The sequence below is a fragment of the Blastococcus sp. SYSU DS0616 genome (assembly GCF_054051015.1).
In genome coordinates this window covers 1-18,131 of record NZ_JBJHAJ010000020.1, presented here as the reverse complement: position 1 = coordinate 18,131, position 18,131 = coordinate 1, and the positions used below count along the sequence as shown (strand labels likewise).

Below are 18,131 nucleotides of genomic sequence, written 5' to 3'. Positions count from 1 at the left end.
TAGCCGGCCCGGTCATGTGCCCGGCCGGGCCGGGGACGTCCCGAGCAGGTCCCGGTAGATGCCGACCAGCTGCGCGGCCGTCCCCTCCTCGTCGGGCCAGGTGGCCGCCTGCCGCAGCCCCGCCTCGGCGAGGTCGGCGGCGTGCGCGCTGTCGCAGAGCACCCGCACCACGGCCTCGGCCAGGGCGTCGGCGTCTCCTGGCGGGACGAGCTCGGCGGCGTCCCCGAGCAGCTCCGGCAGCCCGCCGGTGCGACTGGCCACCAGGGGCACCCCCGCCCGCAGCGCCTCCTGGGCGGTGAGCGAACGCGCCTCCCAGCGCGAGGGCAGGACGCAGAGGTCGGCGGCACCGAGCAGGTCCGCGACGTCGTCCCGGCGACCCAGCAGCGTGACCGGCAACCTCTCGGCCCGGATGCGACCGGCGAGCTCGTCGTGCAGCGGCCCGTCGCCGGCGACGACGACCGACGGCGCGGGTCGCACGCGCTGGTCGGCCGACCAGCGGGCCACGGCGTCGAGCAGGACGTCGTAGCCCTTCTGCGGGTGCAGCCGGCCCACGGCGACCACGAGCGCGCGGTCGTCGTCCAGCCCCAGCTCCTGCCGCACTTCCGCCGGGGTGCGCGTGGCCGCGGGCAGCGGTGGCGCGGAGACCGGCGCCAGCCGCACGTCGCGCGCCCCCTGCCGACGGGCGTTCTCCGCCAGGTCGGCCGAGGCGGCGAGGACGACGTCGGCGGCCCGGACGGTGGCCCGCTCCGCGCGTGCCAGCACTCGGCGCCGCAGGCCACCGCCCTCGGGGAGGGCGTTGTGCAGGGTGAGGACCAGCGGGGGCGAGCCGTCGGCCAGCCGGCGCGCGGCCGCGGCGACCAGGCCGGCGCGCAACCCGTGCGCGTGCACGAGATCGGTGCCGGTCAGCGCCGTGCGGAGCGCCCGCACCGCCCGGGCGTCGGCGGCGGGGGCCAGCCCGGCGGAGATCTCGACGGGCGTGAAGTCCGCGCCGCGGCCGGAGAAGTCGAACAGCGCGTCGGTGGCTGCCGGGCCGCACACACCCACGTCGGCACCCGCGGCGAGCAGCGGGTGCAGCAGCGAGCGCACGTGGGTGCCCACCCCGCCGGTGCTGGTGGCGAGCACCTCGGTGACGCGGCGGCCGCGCAGGGGCGCCTCAGGCACCGCGCACCTCCTGCCCGCCCGTCGACCGCAACTCCCGGAACGCCCCCACCAGCTGCGCGCGGGCCGTGCCCATCATGACCGCCAGCGCGACGGCGAGCACCACGCACCCGGCGAGGACGCCGACCCCGAGCGTCACGAGCAGGCCGCCCCCCGGCACCGGGTCCGCGCCCAGCGCCCGGGTGACCCACAGCCCCGCGGCGCCGCCCACGACGGCCGCCAGGACGGCCACGGGGCCGGTGCGGCCCAACCCTCCCAGCGCGGGCCGGCCCGCCACCCGGGCGACCACGAGCAGCAGCCCGGCCCCGGCGACGGTGACCCCCGCGGTGTGGCCGAGCCCGAGGGCCAGCGCCCGGTCGCCGGCGGGCAGGACCCGGGCCAGGACGACGTCGGCGACGACGGCGAGCAGCCACCCGCCCAGGACGCAGGCCGTCGGCGCCTTCCACAGGCCGCGGGCGTACAGCGCCCGGGTGAGCACCGCCACGAGGCCGTAGCCGAGCAACCCCGGGGCGAAGGCCATGACGGTGTCGCGCAGCGCCGCGACGTCGCGGTCGCCCTGGGCGGCGAGGAAGACCCGCGCCACGGGGCCGGCGGTCGCGACCAGCACCGCGGCGGCGACGGCGGAGGCGGCGACCGCGAGCACGGTGACCGGCGCCAGCGCACGGCGGTACGCGGCCTCGTCGCCGCTCTCGGCGCTCTCGGCCAGCCCGGGGTAGGCCGACGTCGCCAGCGGGACGGCGAGGGCCGCCCAGGGCAGCAGGAAGACCGTGAGGCCGGCGGCGTACACGACGAGCGTGCCTGCGGGGGCGCCGTCGTTGGCCAGCCGGATCGCGACGGCGGCCAGCAGCTGCTGCCCGGCGAGGGTCAGCACGCCGGCGGCGGCCAGCCGGCGCACCCGCGGGGCGGCGCCGACCGGGAAGCGCAACGCCGGCCGCAGCCCCAGGCGCAGTCCGCGCACCGGCGCCAGGAGGCTGAGGCTGAGGGCGACCACGCCGAGCGTCGTGCCGACGCCGAGCACCAGCTCGGCCGGCGTGGAGAGCCCGGAGACGTCCCGGCCGCCCCCGATCGCGGCGAAGACCAGGTAGGTCGTGGCCACCACCACGCTGGACAGCAGCGGGGCGAGCGCCGGCCAGGCGAAGCGCCGGTGCGCCTGGAGCACGCCCGTCAGGACGATGCCGATCCCGTAGAGGACGACCTGCGGCGCGAAGACGAGCAGGAACCGGCTGGCCAGCTGCACCTCCGCCGCGTCGCCGCCGCCGAGCAGCAGCTCGGCGATCGGCTCGGCGAACACGGCGACCAGGAGCGACAGCGGGACCAGCAGCAGCAGCGTCCAGCCCAGCAGCGCCGAGGCGGTGCGGCGCACCTGCTCCCGGTCGCCGGCGGCGATGCCACCGGCGAGCATCGGCACGACGAGGCTGGCCAGCGCGCCGCCGGCGACGACCTCGAACACGATGTTCGGGACGTTGTTGGCCGCCAGGTAGGCGTCACCGGTGGTGCCGGCCCCCACCGTGTTGGTGAAGACGAGCGTGCGGCCGAACCCGGCCAGCCTGGCCAGGAGCGTCAGCGCCGCGATCAGCGCGGCGGCGCCGGCCACCCCGCGCGCCACCTGCCGGGTGCTCACGAGGATCGGCGACCGAGGCGGTCCAGATCGCGGAGCCCGGGGGTGGCCTCGATGACACGGGTGAAACTGATCCGCTCGCTGGCCAGGGTGAGCGCGGTGATGGCCGCCAGCGCGCCCGTCCGGGCGCCGCGGGAGGGCATCCGGGCCAGCCGCAGGCCGAGGAGGGCGCCGACGGAGTTCGCGCCGCAGTCGCCGAGCATGATCCGCTCGCCGAGGTCGTCCGGCAGCACGGCGAGGCTCGCCCCGAAGGGACCGGCCACCAGGTTCCCCGCCGGGCCACCCAGACCGGCGGCCGCGGCGATCGCCGCCACCTTCGCCGCGCGACCGGGTCGCAGGTCCAGCAGGTTGAGCAGGTTCGCGGTGCCGGCGACGAGCCCGGTGGTGAGCACGCCGTCGACCACGGCACCGGCGCCCCGGCCGGGCCCGCGGGTCAGGATCGCGGCCACGGCGGCCGCGGCGCCGATACCGGCCACCTTGACCGCCCCGGCCGAGACGCGGCCCTCCCGGAGCGCTCGCAGGTGCCCGGCCAGCCCCTTGTCACGGGCCTGCTCGGGCCGGGCGCCGGCGAGGTCGTCGTACCCGCCGACGAGGCCGGAGACGGCGCCGACCACCACCGCTGCGGCCCGGGTCCCGGGCGGGGCGCCGAGCGCCGTCGACACCGTCGCCGAGACGGCGAGCGCCGGCCCGCCGAGCAGGGACACCGGCCGGCCGGCGTAGTTCGTCCGCCGCCAGGCCGCACCGGCCGGCGACGCCGTCAGCGCCGTCGATGCGGCCAGGGCGACGCGCGCCGCTCCCGCACCGGCGAGCGCGAGGGCCGCGGCTCGCCGTCCGCTCACTGCGCGGCCGCGGGCACCGGCGGCACCGGCTGGGCGTCGTCCGCCGTCCCGTACTTGCCCGACGTGCCCTGCGACTCCTGACCGAGGGCGAGGACGGTGCTGATCCGGCCCACCTCCGTGCCCACGTTGTCCACCGTGGAGACGGCCGCGGCGAGCGCGGGGTCCGCGCGAAGCACGCCGACGAGCCCCTCGGGGCGCGCCGTCGCCGCCGTGCCGGCGACGACTGCGCCACGGCCCTGCTCGTCGAGCGCGGTGACCAGCTCGACGAGCATGGTGGTGCGCTGATCGGCGTCCGCACCCTGGAACAGGCCACCGGTGAGGACGACGGCGTGGTCGGCCGGCGAGACGGAGGCCGACTCGGCGGTGAGCACCTCCAGCGAGCTGAGCCCGGCCAGCACCGAGGACACCGCCGCGGTGTCCGGCACCGGACCGCCCTCGGGGATCATGAGCACCTGGGACAGCAGGGAGGCCACCAGGACCCCGGCATCGCCGCTCTCGGGCAGCTGGAGGCCGGCGGGGAGCCCCGCGCCGGTCACGTAGCTCTGCAGCGCGGCTGCGGTGGCCGGGTCGCTGTACTGCGGCTGCAGGCGCACGACGCCGCTGACCGAGCCCCCGGCGTCGCCGATGAGCGCGGTGACCTCCTCGACCGTCTCCGGGGCGACGTCCTCGTCGGTGAGCACCAGCAGCACGCTGCGCTCGGTGAGCGTGCCGTCGACCAGGACCGGGCCCACCGCCTCCTCGAACTCCTGGCTGGTGCTCAGCTGCGCCTGGAGGTCGCGGGTCTGGTCCTCGAGCGCCCGCTTGTCCTGCTCGAGCTGGGAGACCTGGTTCTCGATGTCGGCCAGGATCGGCTCGTTGAGCGCCGTGGTGCCGATGACGATCCCGAGCGCGACCGCGAGGAACACGGCGATCAGCGACACCAGGTGGTAGCGGAAGTCGATCACGAGAAGAGGTTCTCCAGCCAGAACATGAAGCTGTTCCATTGGTCGAGCAGCAGGTCGAGGTACAGCCGCCCCGCGGCGGAGACGGCGAGGGCCGACCCGATGGCGATGAAGGCGGCGAGCACCAGGACGACGAGCGCGGTGGTCGAGATGCGGCTGCGGTAGAGCCGGCTGACGCCCTTGGCGTCGACCAGCTTGCCGCCCAGCCGCAGGCGGGTGAGGAAGGTCGACGCCATGCCCCCGCGGCCCTTGTCGAGGAACTCCACGAGGGTGGCGTGGGTGCCGACCGCGACGATCAGCGTGGCGCCCTTCTCGTCGGCCAGCAGCATCGCGATGTCCTCGCTCGTGGCGGCGGCCGGGAAGGTGATCGCCTCCACGCCGAGGTCCTGGACGCGGGCGAGGCCGGGAGCCCGCCCGTCGGCGTAGGCGTGCACGACGACCTCGGCACCGGAGCGCAGGACGTCGTCGCTGACCGAGTCCATGTCGCCGATGATCATGTCGGGCGAGTAGCCGGCGTCGACGAGGGCGTCCGCGCCGCCGTCCACCCCGATGAGGACCGGGCGGTAGTCGCGGATGTAGGCGCGGAGCGCGTGCAGGTCCTCCTTGTAGTCGTAGCCGCGGACGACCACGAGCACGTGCCGGCCCTCGATGGAGGTGGTGACGTCGGGGACGCCGACCCCGTCGAGCAGGAGCGCGCGCTCCCGCTTCATGTACTCCATCGTGTTGGCGGCGAACGCCTCGAGCTGCACCGACAGCCCGGCCTTCGCATCGGCCATCGCGGCGGCGACCGACTCGGCGTCGTGCTCGGTCCCCTCGGCGAGCACCGTGCCCTCGGCGTCGAGCAGCCGGCCGCCGTCGAGGCGGACCTCGGTGCCCTCCTTGACCTTCGCGAAGACGTCCTTGCCGACGTCGTCGAGCAGCGGGATCCCGGCGTTGATGAGGATCTCCGGCCCCAGGTTCGGATAGCGACCGGAGATGCTGGGCGCGGCGTTGACCACCGCGGCGACCTTGCAGCCCACCAGCGCGTCGGCGCTGACCCGGTCGATGTCGACGTGGTCGATGACCGCGATGTCGCCGGGGCGCAACCGCTTCGTCAGGTTCTTCGTGCGGCGGTCCAGGCGGACGGTGCCGGCGACGCCGGACCCGGTTTCCTGTGCCCGGCCGCGGCGAACGGTGCCGATGCGCATGACATCGCATGCTGCCACGCCCGGCACGCCGGCCGATCCACCGACGCGCCTCGGCAACGCCCTGGTCACTCAGCGTGTCCGACACCACCTTCGGCCGACACGCCGGGTTCGTCCCGCGGGCTACTTCCGCGGAACCGTTACCGAGTCGTGACTAGCGTTGCCCGTGTGACTGGTGTTGCCGCAGCCCTGACGACCGACGCGTCCCTCCCGCAGGTCGAGGAGGCCGCCCCGGCTCCTGCCGGCACCGCGGTGATCAGGGCCGTTCCGGCTCCGGAGCCGGTCGCGGCCCCGGCTGCGCCCCCCGTGCCGCCGCCGGCCGCGCCGGTGGTGGACGAGGACGTCGCGGACCAGGACGGCGTGGACCAGGCCGTCGCGGGCCAGGACGGCGCGGACCGGCCGCGCGGCCGCCGGAAGTTGCGGGGCCAGGGCATCCGGGAGCACCGCCGGCAGCAGACCCGCGAACGGATCGTCGACGCCGCCACGGAGCTGTTCGAGGCGCGGGGCTTCGACGCGGTGAGCGTCGTGGAGATCGCCCAGCGCGCCGGCGTGGTGGAGAAGACCGTCTTCAACCACTTCCCCGTCAAGGAGGGGCTGGTCTTCGACGCCGATCCGCCGATGCGCGCCGCGCTGCTCGCCGCGGTGCGCCGGCGGCCGGCGGGTGAGTCGGTGGCCGCGGCTGCGGGGAGCTTCGTGGTCGCCGCGGTAAGCCTGCTCGGCACGCCCGAGGCCGCCGAGGGCGTGGCCCGGATGGCGCGGGTCATCCGGGGCAGCCGGACGCTCCAGGTGCGGGAGCGGGAGATCCTCGGCGAGCTCACCACCTCGCTGGCCGACCTGATCGCCGAGGAGACGGCGGCCCGGCCGGGCCAGCTCGAACCGTGGCTCGCCGCGCACGCCGTCCTCGGGCTCTACGCCTCCCTGCTGGAGCTCGCCCGCGACCGCGTCCTGGCCGGGGTGAGCGGGCCTGAGCTCGCCGCGGAGCTTCGCCGCCAGGGACGCCGGGGCCTGGCCCTGCTGCAGTTCGGGCTCGCCGGGTACGCCAAGCGCAGGTGACCGACGAGGGGGCCCGGAGGGTCCCCGAGGAGGTCGGGGAGCCGCCCCGCGAGGCGGCCCGCCGAGGGGCGGCCGGAGGCCTCCCCGAGAAGGGCCGGCAACGGCTCAGCGCAGGCGGGGGACGGCTCCTGGCCGCGGTGTGATCCGGAGGATCACAGACTGATCTGCAGAGAACGGAGCAGCTGGTCGCCGCGGTCGCCGGGGAGACCCGGATCGCGGGTGAACAGCGCGACCGCCACCATGTAGCCGTCCTCGCCGGCCCAGCCGTGGCCCGCGTCGCACAGCCGGCAGATGTGCTCGCGCACCTTGGGCTCGCTGCTGTACGGGCCGAAGTCCAGGCCCGTGGCCAGGAAGTTGACGACCCGGTACCCGAGCTCCTCCGCGGTGCGCACGGTCGTCTCCGGATCCGAGTAGCTGGCGACCGCGGAGATCACGTTCGTGTAGCCGGCCTTGAGCAGCTGCAGCACCAGGTCGTTCCCGCGGACACCGCCCCAGAGCTCGGGCATGATGATGTCCCGGTCCGGCGCGGGGATGTAGGGCGGGTTGGAGATCACCGTCCGGGCCTGGTGGCCGCCCGCGGAGTCGGCCTGGTCGAAGAAGTCGCCGAGCTCGACGGTGTAGCGGTCGGCGACGCCGCGCTCGGCGATGTTGGCGCGGGCCTGCTCCACCGACGGGGCGCTGATGTCGTAGCTGCGCACGCGCAGCTCGGGCAGGGAGCGCACCACGTCGGAGATGGCGGTGGCGTCGCCGGTGCCCAGTTCGTCGACCCCCTCCTCGACCCAGCCCAGCTGGTCCCGGTACTGGTCGAGCAGCATGCACACCGAGAAGCCGTAGTGCGCGGACTCGTCGGTGGAGGAGAAGCAGGTCACCGACGCCCCCTACCCCGGTGCATTGCGGGCCACTCACCCGCTCCGGGGAATGCCGGTCAGCGGGCAGCCGCCGCCACGGCGAGCAGTTCCCGCGCGTGCGCCTGGCCGGTGTCGCTGTCGGCGAGGCCGGAGAGCATGCGAGCCAGCTCGCGCACGCGGTCCTCGCCGTCGACCGAGCGGATGTCGGTGGCGGTGACCCCGGCACCGGTGTCGGGTGCCTTGTCGACGACCAGGTGGGTGTCGGCGAAGGCAGCGACCTGTGCCAGGTGCGTGACGACCACGACCTGGTGGTCCCGGGCCAGGCGGGCAAGCCGCCGGCCGATCTCCCCGGCGGCCTGGCCGCCCACCCCGGCGTCGACCTCGTCGAAGACCATGACCGGCACCGGGTCGGCGCCGGCGAAGACGACCTCGATGGCCAGCATCACGCGGGAGAGCTCCCCGCCGGAGGCGCCCTTGTGCACGGGCCGGGGCGGCGCGCCGGGGTGCGCGGCCAGCAGCAGCGCCACCTCGTCGACGCCCTCGGGCCCGGGGTCGTCGGGGTGGCTGTCGATGCTGAAGGAGACCTGGGCGCTCTTCATCGCCAGCCCGGCCAGCTCGCGGCCGACCTCGGCGGCGAACCCCTCCGCGGCGGCCCGCCGCCCCGCGGAGATCGCGGCGCCCAGGCGGTCGACCTCCGCGCGGGCGGCGTCCCGTTCGGCCTCGAGCGCCTCGAGCGCCTCGTCGGAGACGTCCAGCTCGGCCAGGCGGTGCTGCGCGTCCTCGGCCCAGGTGAGCACCCCGGAGACGCCCGCCCCGGGTTCGGCGTACTTGCGGACCAGCGCCGTCAGGGCGGCTCGGCGGTCGAGCACCTCGGCCAGCCGGGCGGGATCGGCGTCCAGGTCGGCCACGTAGCCGGCGAGCTGGCCGGCGACGTCGGAGACGACGGCCACGGCGTCGGCGAGGTCCTGGGCGAGCATGACCAGCGTCGGGTCGTCGGAGCCGGCCAGCGCGCGCTCGGCGATGGCCAGCGACGCGGTGGCGTCCTGCGGCAGCTCGCCGCCGACGAGGTCGCCGGTGACGTCGCCGATGAGCGCCATGCGCGCCTCGTCGGCGGCGGCTCGCAGCGCATCGGCGTCGCTGAGCCGCTTGGCCTGGGTGTCGAGCGCCTCGTCCTCGCCGGGTTCGGGGGCGACCGCGGCGATCTCCTCCAGGCCGTGACGGAGGACGTCGGCGGCCTGCGCCAGCTCACGGGCCTGCCCCCGCCGGCGGTCGAGGTCCGCGGCCAGGTCCCGCCAGCGCTGGTAGGCCTCGCGGTAGCGCTCCAGCAGCGCCAGGTGGTCGGCGCCGGCGTAGCGGTCGAGCGCGCGGCGCTGCTCGGCCGGGCGGGACAGCCGCAGCTGGTCGGTCTGGCCGTGCACCGCGAGCAGGCTCTCGGCGAGCTCCGCCACGACCCCGACCGGAACGCTCCGGCCGCCCAGGTACGCGCGGGACCGACCCTCGGCGCTGACGGTGCGGGCGAGGATGAGGCTGCCGTCGTCGTCGGGGTCGGCACCGGCGTCGGCCGCCCGCGCCCACGCGGGTGACTCCGGCGGCAGCTCCAGGCGGCCCTCCACGCCGGCGCGACCGTTCGCCCGGACCCGGCCGGGGTCGGCCCGCCCGCCGAACAGCAGGGTCAGGCCGGTCACCACCATGGTCTTGCCGGCGCCGGTCTCCCCCGTCACGACGGTGAGACCACGGCCCAGCTCCAGGGTGACGTCGTCGATCGCGCCGAGCCCCCGGATGCGCAGCTCCGAGAGCCGCCCGGTCGCGGTGCCCGCCGGGGCCGGTCGTTCAGACGCCGTCGTGCGTGCCGCCACCGCTCACCTCCCGCGCCGGGAGGTCGGAGCCGTCGACGACATCACGGGCGAGGACGTTGCGGCTGGTGAACAGCTCGTGACCCGGACCGGGGTGCCGGGCGTCACGGAAGCCGCGGACCGGCAGTCCGAACTTCGCCACCAGCCGGTCGCCGAACGTCGCGGCGTGCACGCGGGCGATACGTACCGGCCGGCTCGCCCGGCGGACGTCGACGTGGCCACCGTCGGGGACCTCGACGGTGCGCCGCCCGTCGGCCGAGACGCGCGCGCGGTTGCCGTCTGCGGGGACGGCGACGGTCACCACCGAGTTCGGCGAGGTGACCAGTGGCCGCGCGAACAGCGCGTGGGCGTTGGAGGGCACCAGCAGCAGCGCCTCGACGTCGGGCCAGACCACCGGCCCCCCGGCGGAGAAGGCGTAGGCGGTGGACCCGGTCGGGGTGGCGCACAGGACGCCGTCGCACCCGAAACTGGTCAGCGGCCGCCCGTCGATGGCGAGGACGACGTCGAGCACCCGCGAGCGCTCAGCCTTCTCCACGGAGATCTCGTTCAGCGCCCACGTGCCGCCGACGACCATGCCGTCGCGGTCGCGGACGTCGACCTGGATCGCGAGCCGCTCCTCGACCGAGTACTCGCAGTCCTCGATGGCGGTCAGGGTCTCCTCGACCGCCTCGGGCTCGGTCTCGGCGAGGAAGCCCACCCGGCCGAGGTTGACCCCCATCAGCGCGGCGTCGGTGTACCGGGCCAGCTCGGCGGCGCGCAGAAAGGTGCCGTCGCCACCGAACACCATGACGATCTCGGCGTCCTTCGCGGCGGCCTCGTCGCAGGGAACCACCTCGGCGCCGGGGATCTCCAGGTCGGGCGCCTCCTCCTCGAGCACCTTGACGCCGATGCCGCCGCGGAGCAGCCGCGCCGCGGACGTGCGGGCCAGCTCGACGATGTCCTGCCGCCCGGTGTGCACCGTGAGCAGGACCCACCGGGCCTCCTGCCCGTCGCGCGGTGCCGTGCTCGGCTTGCTCACTGCGGTCCCTCCTGGACTGCTCGACGGACGGTGTCCTCCTCGGTCGGCCCGGCGTCGGACCGCAGCCAGAGGAAGAACTCCACGTTCCCAGCGGGCCCCGGCAGGGGGCTGGCCACCACACCGGCGGTTCCCCAGCCCAGTGCGTGCGCCGCTCGGCCGACCTCCAGGACGGCCTGCACCCGGTGCTCGGGATCGCGCACGACCCCGCCGGCACCGAGCCGCTCCCTGCCCACCTCGAACTGCGGCTTCACCATGGGCAGGAGGTCGGCGCCCGGCCGGGTGCACGCGGTGAGCGCGGGCAGCACCAGGCGCAGCGAGATGAAGGACAGGTCGGCGACCACGAGGTCGACCGGTCCGCCGATCGCCTCGGGGGTGAGCGTGCGCACGTTGGTGCGCTCGTGCACCCGCACCCGGTCGTCCGTGCGCAGCGACCAGGCCAGCTCCCCGTACCCGACGTCGACGGCGACGACCTCCGACGCGCCCCGGTCCAGGAGCACCTCGGTGAAGCCGCCGGTGGACGCGCCGGCGTCCAGGGCGCGCCGCCCCTCGACCGGAACGGGGAACGCCTCCAGCGCCCCGAGCAGCTTGTGCGCGCCGCGGGACACCCAGGTGGGCTCGTCGGGGTCGGTCCGCACGACGACGGGGGTGCCCGCCTCGACGCCGGTCGCCGGCTTGGTGGCCGCCTGGCCGGCGACGGCGACCCGCCCCTCGGCGATGAGGCTCACGGCGTGCTCGCGCGACCGGGCGAGGCCGCGGCGCACGAGCTCGGCGTCCAGCCGGGCGCGACGGGCCATCAGCGCGGATCGATCGTGCCGAGTTCGCGCTGCAGGCGCGCGTGCTCGGCCTCGAAGACGGCCACGTGCTCGGACACGGGCAGCTCCTCCAGACCGCCCAGCCGGTGGCCCGCGCTCGCCCCGGCCGGGGGCATTTCCCCGCCCGTCGCCGGGACCTCGGTGGCCGGGGACTGGGAGACCACGGACTCGGTCGCCGGCGTCGGCCGCGGCCCGGTCGTGGGCCCACCGGGAGCGGCGACCGGCGCAGCCCCCGGGCGGGGGGGCCCGGGCACCGGACGCGGTGCGGTCGGCTCGGTCACGGAGCACCTCTCGGGGAATCGGGTCGAGGAGGGAAGGGCGCGCGCTCGCGCACGAGCCGGCGTCCTGCTGCGGAGGTTACCGGCCGGCAACGACGCGGACCGGCCCGACGGAGCAGCGCGATAGCGTCGGGCGACCGCACCCACCACCGATCCCAGGGGAGATCCCGCCGCGTGGCCACGATGGACCAGTGCATGACCGCCCTCACGGGCATCCTCGGCGACCTGGCCGCGAACCCCGCGGCGGCCGGGCTCGACCGGAGCCTGTCCTGCCGGCTCCCCGACCTCGAGCAGGTGGTCCTCGGTCGGCTGAGCTCCGGTTCGGTGCGGGACCTGCACGCGGTGCCCGACGGTCCCGGCGTCCCGAAGGCCGACATCCGGCTGACCATGACCAGCGACGACCTGGTGGCCCTCACCGACGGACGGCTGTCGTTCGGGCCGGCGTGGGCCAGCGGCCGGGTCAAGCTGGAGGCGGGCCTGCGCGACCTCCTGCGGTTGCGCAAGCTGGTCTGAGAGCGGGCGGCTCAGCGGGAGCCGGCCGACGGCAGGTGCCAGGTCCGCGCGACCTCGGTCGCTGCCGGGCCGTGCGCCAGGACGCGCACCGGCGCGGCCGCGGTGGGGTGGGCGGCCCAGTGCGCGACGCAGAGCGCGCGCAACCCGTCGAGGTCGTCGGAGGCCGCCGCACCCCGCTGCGGGGGTCCGGCGTCCGGTCCGCGGAGCTCCAGCGCGTCGCCGCCCTCGGCCCGCTGGACCGTCCAGCCGCCGCACCGCCACGTACGGCCCTCGACCGTCACCGCGGGGTGGGCGCGCAGCATCCCGGCGGCGTCGGCAGCGAGCAGATCGGGCCGGTGGTCCGGGCCGGCGGCGAGCAGCGTGGCCGGATCGGTGACCCCCGAGAGGACCAGCAGGCTGGCCGCGCCGGCGCGGCGGGCGCCCTCGATGTCGGTGTCCAGCCGATCGCCCACCACCAGCGGGCGCTCGGCGGCGGTGCGGCGGACGCACTCGGCGTGCATGGCAGGGTCGGGCTTCCCGGTGACCAGGGGCTCGCATCCGGTCACCTGCCGGACGACCGCCACCATCGCCCCGTTGCCCGGTAACGGGCCGCGCGGCGAGGGGATGGACGCGTCGGCATTGGTCGCGATGTGCCGGGCGCCGTTGCGGACGGCGACCACGGCCTCGGCCAGCTGCGCCCAGCCCACCTCGCGCCCGTACCCCTGGACGACGGCCTCCGGATGGTCGTCCGCGCCGGCGACCACCGTGAGCCCGGCGGCCTCCAGGGCAGCCGCGACGCCGGGGCCGCCGACCGGCAGGACCCGCGCCGCGGCGTCGAGGAGACCGGCGACGACGGTGGCCGCCGCCTGGGAACTGGTGATGACGTCGGACGCGCCGGCCGGCACCCCCAGCTCGGTCAGGTGGGCGGCCACCTGCTCCGGCGTGCGGGCTGCGTTGTTCGTGACGAAGCCCAGCCGCATGCCGGCGGCGCGGGCACTGGCCAGGGCGGCGGGCACGCCAGGCACGGCGTCGGGGCCGACGTAGACCACCCCGTCCAGGTCGAGCAGGGCCACGTCGTACAGCCGGGCCGGGGGCTCGGCGCAGCCCGCGGCGAGCGCCGGGATCGGCGACCCGGTGGCCTGGTCGCTCATGCGGTCCCCCTCATCCGGCGCGCCCGCACCTCGCGCAGGGCCCGGGCGTAGTGGGCGAGGTCGGGGCGCATGGCCACGGCGAGTGCGAGCTGCTCCGCGGCGAGGGCGAGGTCGCCGGCGCGGCTGGCGGCCAGCCCGAGGCCGAACCGTGCGTAGTCGTCGGCGGGGTCGGAGGCGATGAGGCTGGTGAAGGTGTCGATCGCCTCGGGGTACCGGTGGGCGTCGTACTGGGCCCGCGCCAGGGCCTCGCGCACGCTGCGCGAGCCCGGCTCTGCCTCGGCCGCGCGGGCCAGGAGGGTGGCGGCGGCGTCGGGATGCCGGTCGGCGAGCAGCTCCAGCCCGCGGTGGTACCAGTCGTAGACACCGCCGGCGGGTGCCTGGCGCGCCCCGCCCCGGTCCTCCGGTGCACCGGGCTCCGCCACCGCTGCCTCCTTCCTGGACCGCTGCCCGGTCCTCGCTGCTCTCCCCGGCCGGTCGGGAGCGACCGACGGCGGCCGTCGCTGCCGCTCCTACGATCTGTGTCGTGCTCTCGTCGTCGGTGGGACCCCGAACACCCGGGTCGGTCCCGGGCCTGGAGGTCCGGCCGTTCCGGGCGCTGACCTACCGGGACCGCGATCCCGGGCACCTCGCCCGTGTCAGCTCGCCAGCCTACGACCTGGTGACCCCGGCCGGCCGGGATCGGCTGGTCCACGCCGACCCGCACAACATCGTGCGGCTGATCCTGCCGGGGCTCGACGGTGGGCCGGGCGTCCCGGACAGCTGCGCCGGTCTCGCCGCCGCCACGCTGCAGGCGTGGCTGGACGAGGGCGTGCTCGTGCGCGACCAGGCTGCCGCTCTGTGGCTGTACGAGCTGCGACCGTCCGACGGCGCCCCGGCCACCGTCGGGTGGCTGGGCGCAGTGGTCCTGCCGCCGGAGGGGTCGACAGCGGTGCTCCCCCACGAGGACACCTACCCCGCGGCGGTGGAGGGACGGCGCGCCCTGCTCGCCGCGACCCGCACGGACCTCGAACCCATCGTGCTGGCGCACGATCCCGATCCGGCGGTGTCCGGCGTGAGCGACACGGTGCGGCGGACGCCGCCGACCCTGGAGCTGCGTGACGGCGACGGCGTGCTGCACCGGCTGTGGCGCGTGACCGACGCGGCGACGCTGGAGGCTGCCACGAGTGCCCTGGCCCGTACCCGGGCGGTGATCGCGGACGGGCACCACCGGTTCGCGGCGGCCCGCGCCCACGCCCGCACCCAGGGCGGTGGACCGGGGTCGGGCGCGGTTCTCGCCCTCGTCACGCCCATGGGACCGGGCGGTCTCCGGGTCGACCCGATCCACCGCGTGGTGCCCGGCCTGCCGTTCGATGCGGCTGTGGACGCGGCGGCTCGCGGGTTCGTCACGGCGGAGCTGCCGGTCATCGGGGCGGGCGCCGGCGCGGTCGTCGCGGCGGCGCGCACCTGGCTGGGGGATCCCGCCGAGCGGGGGCTGCTGCTGACCGACGGCGCCCGGCTGGTGCGGCTGACCGGCGCCGACCCGGTGGTCCGGGCCGCCGTTCCGCCGGAGGCCCCACCGGCCTGGCGCGACCTCGACGTGGTGCTGGCACACCACGGGCTCGTCCAGCTGCTATGGGCCCGGCCGGACACGGTGGACGCCGTCGTCATCGCCCACACCCTCGAGGAGGCGGTCGCGGCCGCGCTCGAACAGGACGGGGTCGCCGTGCTGCTGCGCGCCCCGTCTCCCACCGACGTCGCCGCGGTCGCGCGCGCGGGCGCCCGCATGCCGCGGAAGTCCACCCTCTTCGTGCCGAAGCCGCGCACGGGCCTGGTGCTGCGGCCCCTCACGGACTGACCGGCGGGCCACGCTGGTCAGGCGGTCTCCCCCGCCGCTCGCCCGGCCGACCGCGGGACCTTCCGTCCGCGCCGGCAGTTGACCTCGCAGACCGACGCGGTACCTGACCCGGTGCGCCAGAAGCGCCGCTGGAGCGCTCCCTCGACCTCCACGACGTCACCGGGCTGCCAGGCGGCGATGCGCCGCTGCAGCGCCCGGTCGTATGTGATGCAGGTGAGGACGTCCACCGACCGACCTCGCACCGTGGGCACCGGTCTGCGCACCACCAGACGGAAGCTGAGCAGCGCGTCGCCGCTCGGCAGGGTGCGCAGTTCTGCGGGGGCGGACAACCGCCCCCGCAGGACCACGTCGTTGCGATCGATCACAGCCACGCTCATGCCCGCAGCCTGGTCGGTCGTGCCGCCCTCGTCCGCCGTACGACCCGATCTGTGGAGTCACGCGCGGGTGTGGACGGCGGTTCGTCCCCGACTCGGGGTCAGGACCCCTGGTCGTCGCTCCCGGATCCCGCTCGCTCGTCAGCGGAAGGGGCGTCGCCGTCGGTCTCACCCAGCAGCTCGGCGACCTCCGCCTCGACCTCCTCGGCGAAGCTCATCGCCTGCGGGCGGTCACCGTCGTCCGGGGTGCCGGCGGTCGGGCTCGCGTCCTCCGGAGCGATGAACTGCAACGCGATGTCCTTCGGGGCCACTGCTCCCGGGACTACGTCCTCCGCAGCGACGTCCTCCGCAGCGACGTCCTCCGCAGCGACGTCCTCCGCAGCGACGTCCTCCGCAGCGACGTCCTCCGCAGCGACGTCCTCCGCAGCGACGTCCTCCGCAGCGACGTCCTCCGCAGCCTCTGTTCCCGGAACCACCTCCTCCGGAGCGATCTCCCCCGGAACCACGTCCGCCCGAACGACGTCCTCTCCGGACATGTCTGCCTCGTCGACCTCGCTGAACTCGACGCCGAGATCCTCACCCGCCAGCTCGGGATCGATTGCCGCGACGGCCTCGAGCCACTGATCGGCACGCTCGTCCTCGCCCTGGGCTCGCAGGAGCTCGGCGTAGGCAGCGGCCAGCCGCAGCCGGCCCGGATCGCCGGCGAACACAGCCGACGGCTCGGGGCGACCACCGAGAGCCGCCTCGAGGACCAGGCGGGCCGCAGCCTCCTCGCCGAGATCCTGTCGTGCGCCTGCTTCGACCAGTCGCAGCTCCACGGTCTCCTCGGCGTCGACGCCTTCGGCGAGCGCCTCGTTCACCAGGCGGATGGCCACCTCGGGACGGCCGAGCGCACGCTCACAATCGGCCAGCACTGCGCGGTAGCCCTGATCCCCGCTCATACGGCGGTAGGCACGGATCTCCCGAGCCGCCTCGGCGTAGTCGCCGGCGTGGTAGGCCGCAACCCCCACGGCCTCGCGGACGACGGCCAGCCGGGAAGCCCGATCACGAGCAGCGCGTGCATGGGCGAGCGCGGTCTCCGGGTCCTCGTCGACCAGGGACCCGGCCGCGACCAGGTGCCCCCCGACCTTGGCGGAGTTGCGCGGGTCGAGCCCCTTCAGGGCAGCGCGGATCGCGGGATCGAGCTCGCGGGGATCTGCCCATTCGGGAATCTCAGGACCGGCCGGGACCGGGGGGCGCCGGTCCTGCGCGTCCCGGGACGGACGGCCGCCGGAGGGACCACCCTCCGGGCGTCGGTCGCGCCAGTTGCCCTGCGGCCTTTCGCCCGACGGTCGGCGGTCCTGCCAATCACCACGCGGACGGTCACCCTGCGACCGAGCCGGCCGGTCACCCTGGGGGCGTCGGTCCTGCCAATCACCACGCGGCCGGTCACCCTGCGACCGAGCCGGCCGGTCACCCTGGGGGCGTCGGTCCTGCCAATCACCACGCGGCCGGTCACCCTGCGACCGAGCCGGCCGGTCACCCTGCGGCCGAGCCGGTCGATCGCCCTGGGGGCGTCGGTCCTGCCAATCACCACGCGGGCGGTCGCCCTGGGGACGGCGGTCCTGCCAATCACCACGGGGACGGTCACCCAGGGGGCGCCGGTCCTGCCAATCACCACGCGGCCGGTCGCCCTGGGGTCGAGCCGGGCGGTCGCCCTGGGGACGGCGGTCCTGCCAGTCTCCACGGGGACGGTCACCCTGCGGTCGAGCCGGGCGGTCGCCCTGGGGACGGCGGTCCTGCCAGTCACCACGGGGACGGTCACCCTGGGGGCGCCGGTCCTGCCAATCACCACGCGGCCGGTCGCCCTGGGGTCGAGCCGGGCGGTCGCCCTGGGGACGGCGGTCCTGCCAGTCACCACGGGGACGCTCGCCCTGGGGGCGCCGGTCCTGCCAGTCACCACGGGGACGGTCACCCTGGGGGCGCCGGTCCTGCCAATCACCACGCGGCCGGTCACCCTGCGGTCGCCCCGGGCGGTCGCCCTGGGGACGGCGGTCCTGCCAGTCACCACGCGGGCGGTCGCCCTGCGGTCGACCCGGGCGGTCACCCTGGGGACGACGGTCCTGCCAATCAACGCGGGGACGATCCCCCTGAGAGCGAGCCGGCCTGTCGCCCTGCGGCCGAGCCGGTCGATCGCCTCGGGCACCACCGCGCGCGCCAGCACCGCCCTCGGGCCGACGATCGTTCTGTGACCGGGGGCCGCGGCCAGCCTGTCGCCCGTCGCCGGACCCGCCGGAACCACGTCGCGGAGCAGTCATGCCTTTTCAGTACCTCTTTGCTAGACGCCGCACACGACCAGCACGGCCGGCGGCGGACATGGAAAAGCGAACGGGGGCCAGAGCGCTCGCTCTGACCCCCGTTCGTGAAGTATGTTCGGCGGCGTCCTACTCTCCCACCCCGTCTCCAGGGCAGTACCATCGGCGCTGAGAGGCTTAGCTTCCGGGTTCGGAATGTTGCCGGGCGTTTCCCTCTCGCCATGGCCGCCGTAACTCTGTGAACTTCGAACCAAGCCGGTTCGTGCGTTCAGAACCGCACAGTGGACGCGAGACAAGTCTTCATTGGTTGACCCTGGCACAGACCCCTCGTGGTGGAGGTGTGTGTGGTCAAGCCCTCGGCCTGTTAGTACCGGTCAGCTCCAC

General features: G+C 75.8%; 19 protein-coding genes and 1 rRNA gene. 3 read left to right on the top strand and 17 right to left on the bottom strand.

Annotated elements, in window-relative coordinates:
* Positions 1–12 precede the first annotated feature (12 nt).
* From ACI79K_RS14850 to steA, 5 genes are read right to left on the bottom strand one after another with little or no spacing between them, the layout of a single operon-like run.
* Positions 13–1,161, bottom strand: coding sequence for a glycosyltransferase family 4 protein (locus ACI79K_RS14850; RefSeq protein ID WP_456600062.1), 1,149 nt, complete (start codon positions 1,159–1,161; stop codon positions 13–15).
* A complete protein-coding gene (gene murJ / locus ACI79K_RS14845) occupies positions 1,154–2,779 on the bottom strand; it encodes a murein biosynthesis integral membrane protein MurJ (RefSeq protein WP_456600061.1) in 1,626 nt (541 codons plus the stop codon). The genes ACI79K_RS14850 and murJ overlap by 8 nt, the downstream gene beginning before the upstream one ends.
* Complete coding sequence (locus ACI79K_RS14840; RefSeq protein ID WP_456600060.1) at positions 2,776–3,615, bottom strand: hypothetical protein; 840 nt, start codon at positions 3,613–3,615, stop codon at positions 2,776–2,778. Before ACI79K_RS14840 ends, murJ begins: the two co-directional genes overlap by 4 nt.
* Entirely contained in the window at positions 3,612–4,559 is a 948-nt protein-coding gene (locus ACI79K_RS14835) for a copper transporter (protein WP_456600059.1), read from the bottom strand. Before ACI79K_RS14835 ends, ACI79K_RS14840 begins: the two co-directional genes overlap by 4 nt.
* Positions 4,556–5,743, bottom strand: a complete 1,188-nt coding sequence (gene steA / locus ACI79K_RS14830; protein ID WP_456590751.1) for a putative cytokinetic ring protein SteA — start codon at positions 5,741–5,743, stop codon at positions 4,556–4,558. Before steA ends, ACI79K_RS14835 begins: the two co-directional genes overlap by 4 nt.
* A gap of 165 nt (positions 5,744–5,908) precedes the next feature.
* Here steA and ACI79K_RS14825 point away from each other — a divergent pair, with 165 nt between their 5' ends.
* Positions 5,909–6,793 carry a TetR/AcrR family transcriptional regulator gene (locus ACI79K_RS14825; protein WP_456600058.1) on the top strand — a complete coding sequence of 295 codons (885 nt, stop codon included), beginning with the start codon at positions 5,909–5,911 and terminating at the stop codon, positions 6,791–6,793.
* Positions 6,794–6,945: 152 nt separating this feature from the next.
* On the opposite strand, the gene ACI79K_RS14820 is transcribed toward ACI79K_RS14825, so the two are convergent.
* From ACI79K_RS14820 to ACI79K_RS14800, 5 genes are read right to left on the bottom strand one after another with little or no spacing between them, the layout of a single operon-like run.
* Positions 6,946–7,662: a methylase gene (locus ACI79K_RS14820; RefSeq protein WP_456600057.1), complete on the bottom strand. Its 717-nt coding sequence runs from the start codon at positions 7,660–7,662 to the stop codon at positions 6,946–6,948.
* Between the two features lie 56 nt (positions 7,663–7,718).
* On the bottom strand, positions 7,719–9,497 hold the full coding sequence (gene recN / locus ACI79K_RS14815) for a DNA repair protein RecN (RefSeq protein WP_456590748.1): 1,779 nt from the start codon (positions 9,495–9,497) through the stop codon (positions 7,719–7,721).
* Positions 9,472–10,512, bottom strand: a complete 1,041-nt coding sequence (locus ACI79K_RS14810) for an NAD kinase (protein WP_456590747.1) — start codon at positions 10,510–10,512, stop codon at positions 9,472–9,474. The genes recN and ACI79K_RS14810 overlap by 26 nt, the downstream gene beginning before the upstream one ends.
* A complete protein-coding gene (locus tag ACI79K_RS14805) occupies positions 10,509–11,306 on the bottom strand; it encodes a TlyA family RNA methyltransferase (protein ID WP_456590746.1) in 798 nt (265 codons plus the stop codon). Before ACI79K_RS14805 ends, ACI79K_RS14810 begins: the two co-directional genes overlap by 4 nt.
* Positions 11,306–11,605, bottom strand: a complete 300-nt coding sequence (locus tag ACI79K_RS14800) for a hypothetical protein (RefSeq protein WP_456600056.1) — start codon at positions 11,603–11,605, stop codon at positions 11,306–11,308. The genes ACI79K_RS14805 and ACI79K_RS14800 overlap by 1 nt, the downstream gene beginning before the upstream one ends.
* Before the next feature lie 192 nt (positions 11,606–11,797).
* Here ACI79K_RS14800 and ACI79K_RS14795 point away from each other — a divergent pair, with 192 nt between their 5' ends.
* Positions 11,798–12,115, top strand: a complete 318-nt coding sequence (locus ACI79K_RS14795; RefSeq protein WP_456590744.1) for a sterol-binding protein — start codon at positions 11,798–11,800, stop codon at positions 12,113–12,115.
* 11 nt (positions 12,116–12,126) lie between these two features.
* Here ACI79K_RS14795 and ACI79K_RS14790 read toward each other — a convergent pair whose 3' ends face one another.
* Together ACI79K_RS14790 and ACI79K_RS14785 are read right to left on the bottom strand one after the other, a co-directional pair.
* Complete coding sequence (locus ACI79K_RS14790; RefSeq protein ID WP_456600055.1) at positions 12,127–13,245, bottom strand: HAD-IIA family hydrolase; 1,119 nt, start codon at positions 13,243–13,245, stop codon at positions 12,127–12,129.
* The gene (locus ACI79K_RS14785) at positions 13,242–13,667 is read right to left on the bottom strand and encodes a tetratricopeptide repeat protein (RefSeq protein WP_456590742.1); all 426 of its coding nucleotides are present in this window, start codon (positions 13,665–13,667) and stop codon (positions 13,242–13,244) included. Before ACI79K_RS14785 ends, ACI79K_RS14790 begins: the two co-directional genes overlap by 4 nt.
* A 101-nt stretch (positions 13,668–13,768) precedes the next feature.
* Between ACI79K_RS14785 and ACI79K_RS14780 the strand changes: the two genes are divergently transcribed.
* The gene (locus tag ACI79K_RS14780) at positions 13,769–15,079 is read left to right on the top strand and encodes a DUF1015 domain-containing protein (protein ID WP_456590741.1); all 1,311 of its coding nucleotides are present in this window, start codon (positions 13,769–13,771) and stop codon (positions 15,077–15,079) included.
* Positions 15,080–15,096: 17 nt separating this feature from the next.
* Here ACI79K_RS14780 and ACI79K_RS14775 read toward each other — a convergent pair whose 3' ends face one another.
* The 5 genes from ACI79K_RS14775 to rrf all read right to left on the bottom strand — a co-directional run bounded on the left by ACI79K_RS14775 (position 15,097) and on the right by rrf (position 17,980).
* The gene (locus ACI79K_RS14775) at positions 15,097–15,456 is read right to left on the bottom strand and encodes a single-stranded DNA-binding protein (protein WP_456590740.1); all 360 of its coding nucleotides are present in this window, start codon (positions 15,454–15,456) and stop codon (positions 15,097–15,099) included.
* A gap of 98 nt (positions 15,457–15,554) precedes the next feature.
* On the bottom strand, positions 15,555–15,743 hold the full coding sequence (locus ACI79K_RS14770) for a hypothetical protein (RefSeq protein ID WP_456600054.1): 189 nt from the start codon (positions 15,741–15,743) through the stop codon (positions 15,555–15,557).
* Positions 15,744–15,775: 32 nt separating this feature from the next.
* Positions 15,776–16,033: a pentapeptide repeat-containing protein gene (locus ACI79K_RS14765; RefSeq protein ID WP_456600053.1), complete on the bottom strand. Its 258-nt coding sequence runs from the start codon at positions 16,031–16,033 to the stop codon at positions 15,776–15,778.
* 576 nt (positions 16,034–16,609) lie between these two features.
* Positions 16,610–17,638, bottom strand: coding sequence for a hypothetical protein (locus ACI79K_RS14760; protein ID WP_456600052.1), 1,029 nt, complete (start codon positions 17,636–17,638; stop codon positions 16,610–16,612).
* Between the two features lie 225 nt (positions 17,639–17,863).
* Positions 17,864–17,980, bottom strand: a 5S ribosomal RNA gene (rrf, locus tag ACI79K_RS14755).
* Positions 17,981–18,131: the final 151 nt, after the last annotated feature.

Coding starts and splice junctions, on each gene's coding strand:
- steA (WP_456590751.1), bottom strand. CDS start 5,743: ATGCGCATCGGCACCGTTCGCCGCGGCCGGGCACAGGAAACCGGGTCC.
- ACI79K_RS14805 (WP_456590746.1), bottom strand. CDS start 11,306: ATGGCCCGTCGCGCCCGGCTGGACGCCGAGCTCGTGCGCCGCGGCCTC.
- ACI79K_RS14795 (WP_456590744.1), top strand. CDS start 11,798: ATGACCGCCCTCACGGGCATCCTCGGCGACCTGGCCGCGAACCCCGCG.
- ACI79K_RS14790 (WP_456600055.1), bottom strand. CDS start 13,245: ATGAGCGACCAGGCCACCGGGTCGCCGATCCCGGCGCTCGCCGCGGGC.
- ACI79K_RS14775 (WP_456590740.1), bottom strand. CDS start 15,456: ATGAGCGTGGCTGTGATCGATCGCAACGACGTGGTCCTGCGGGGGCGG.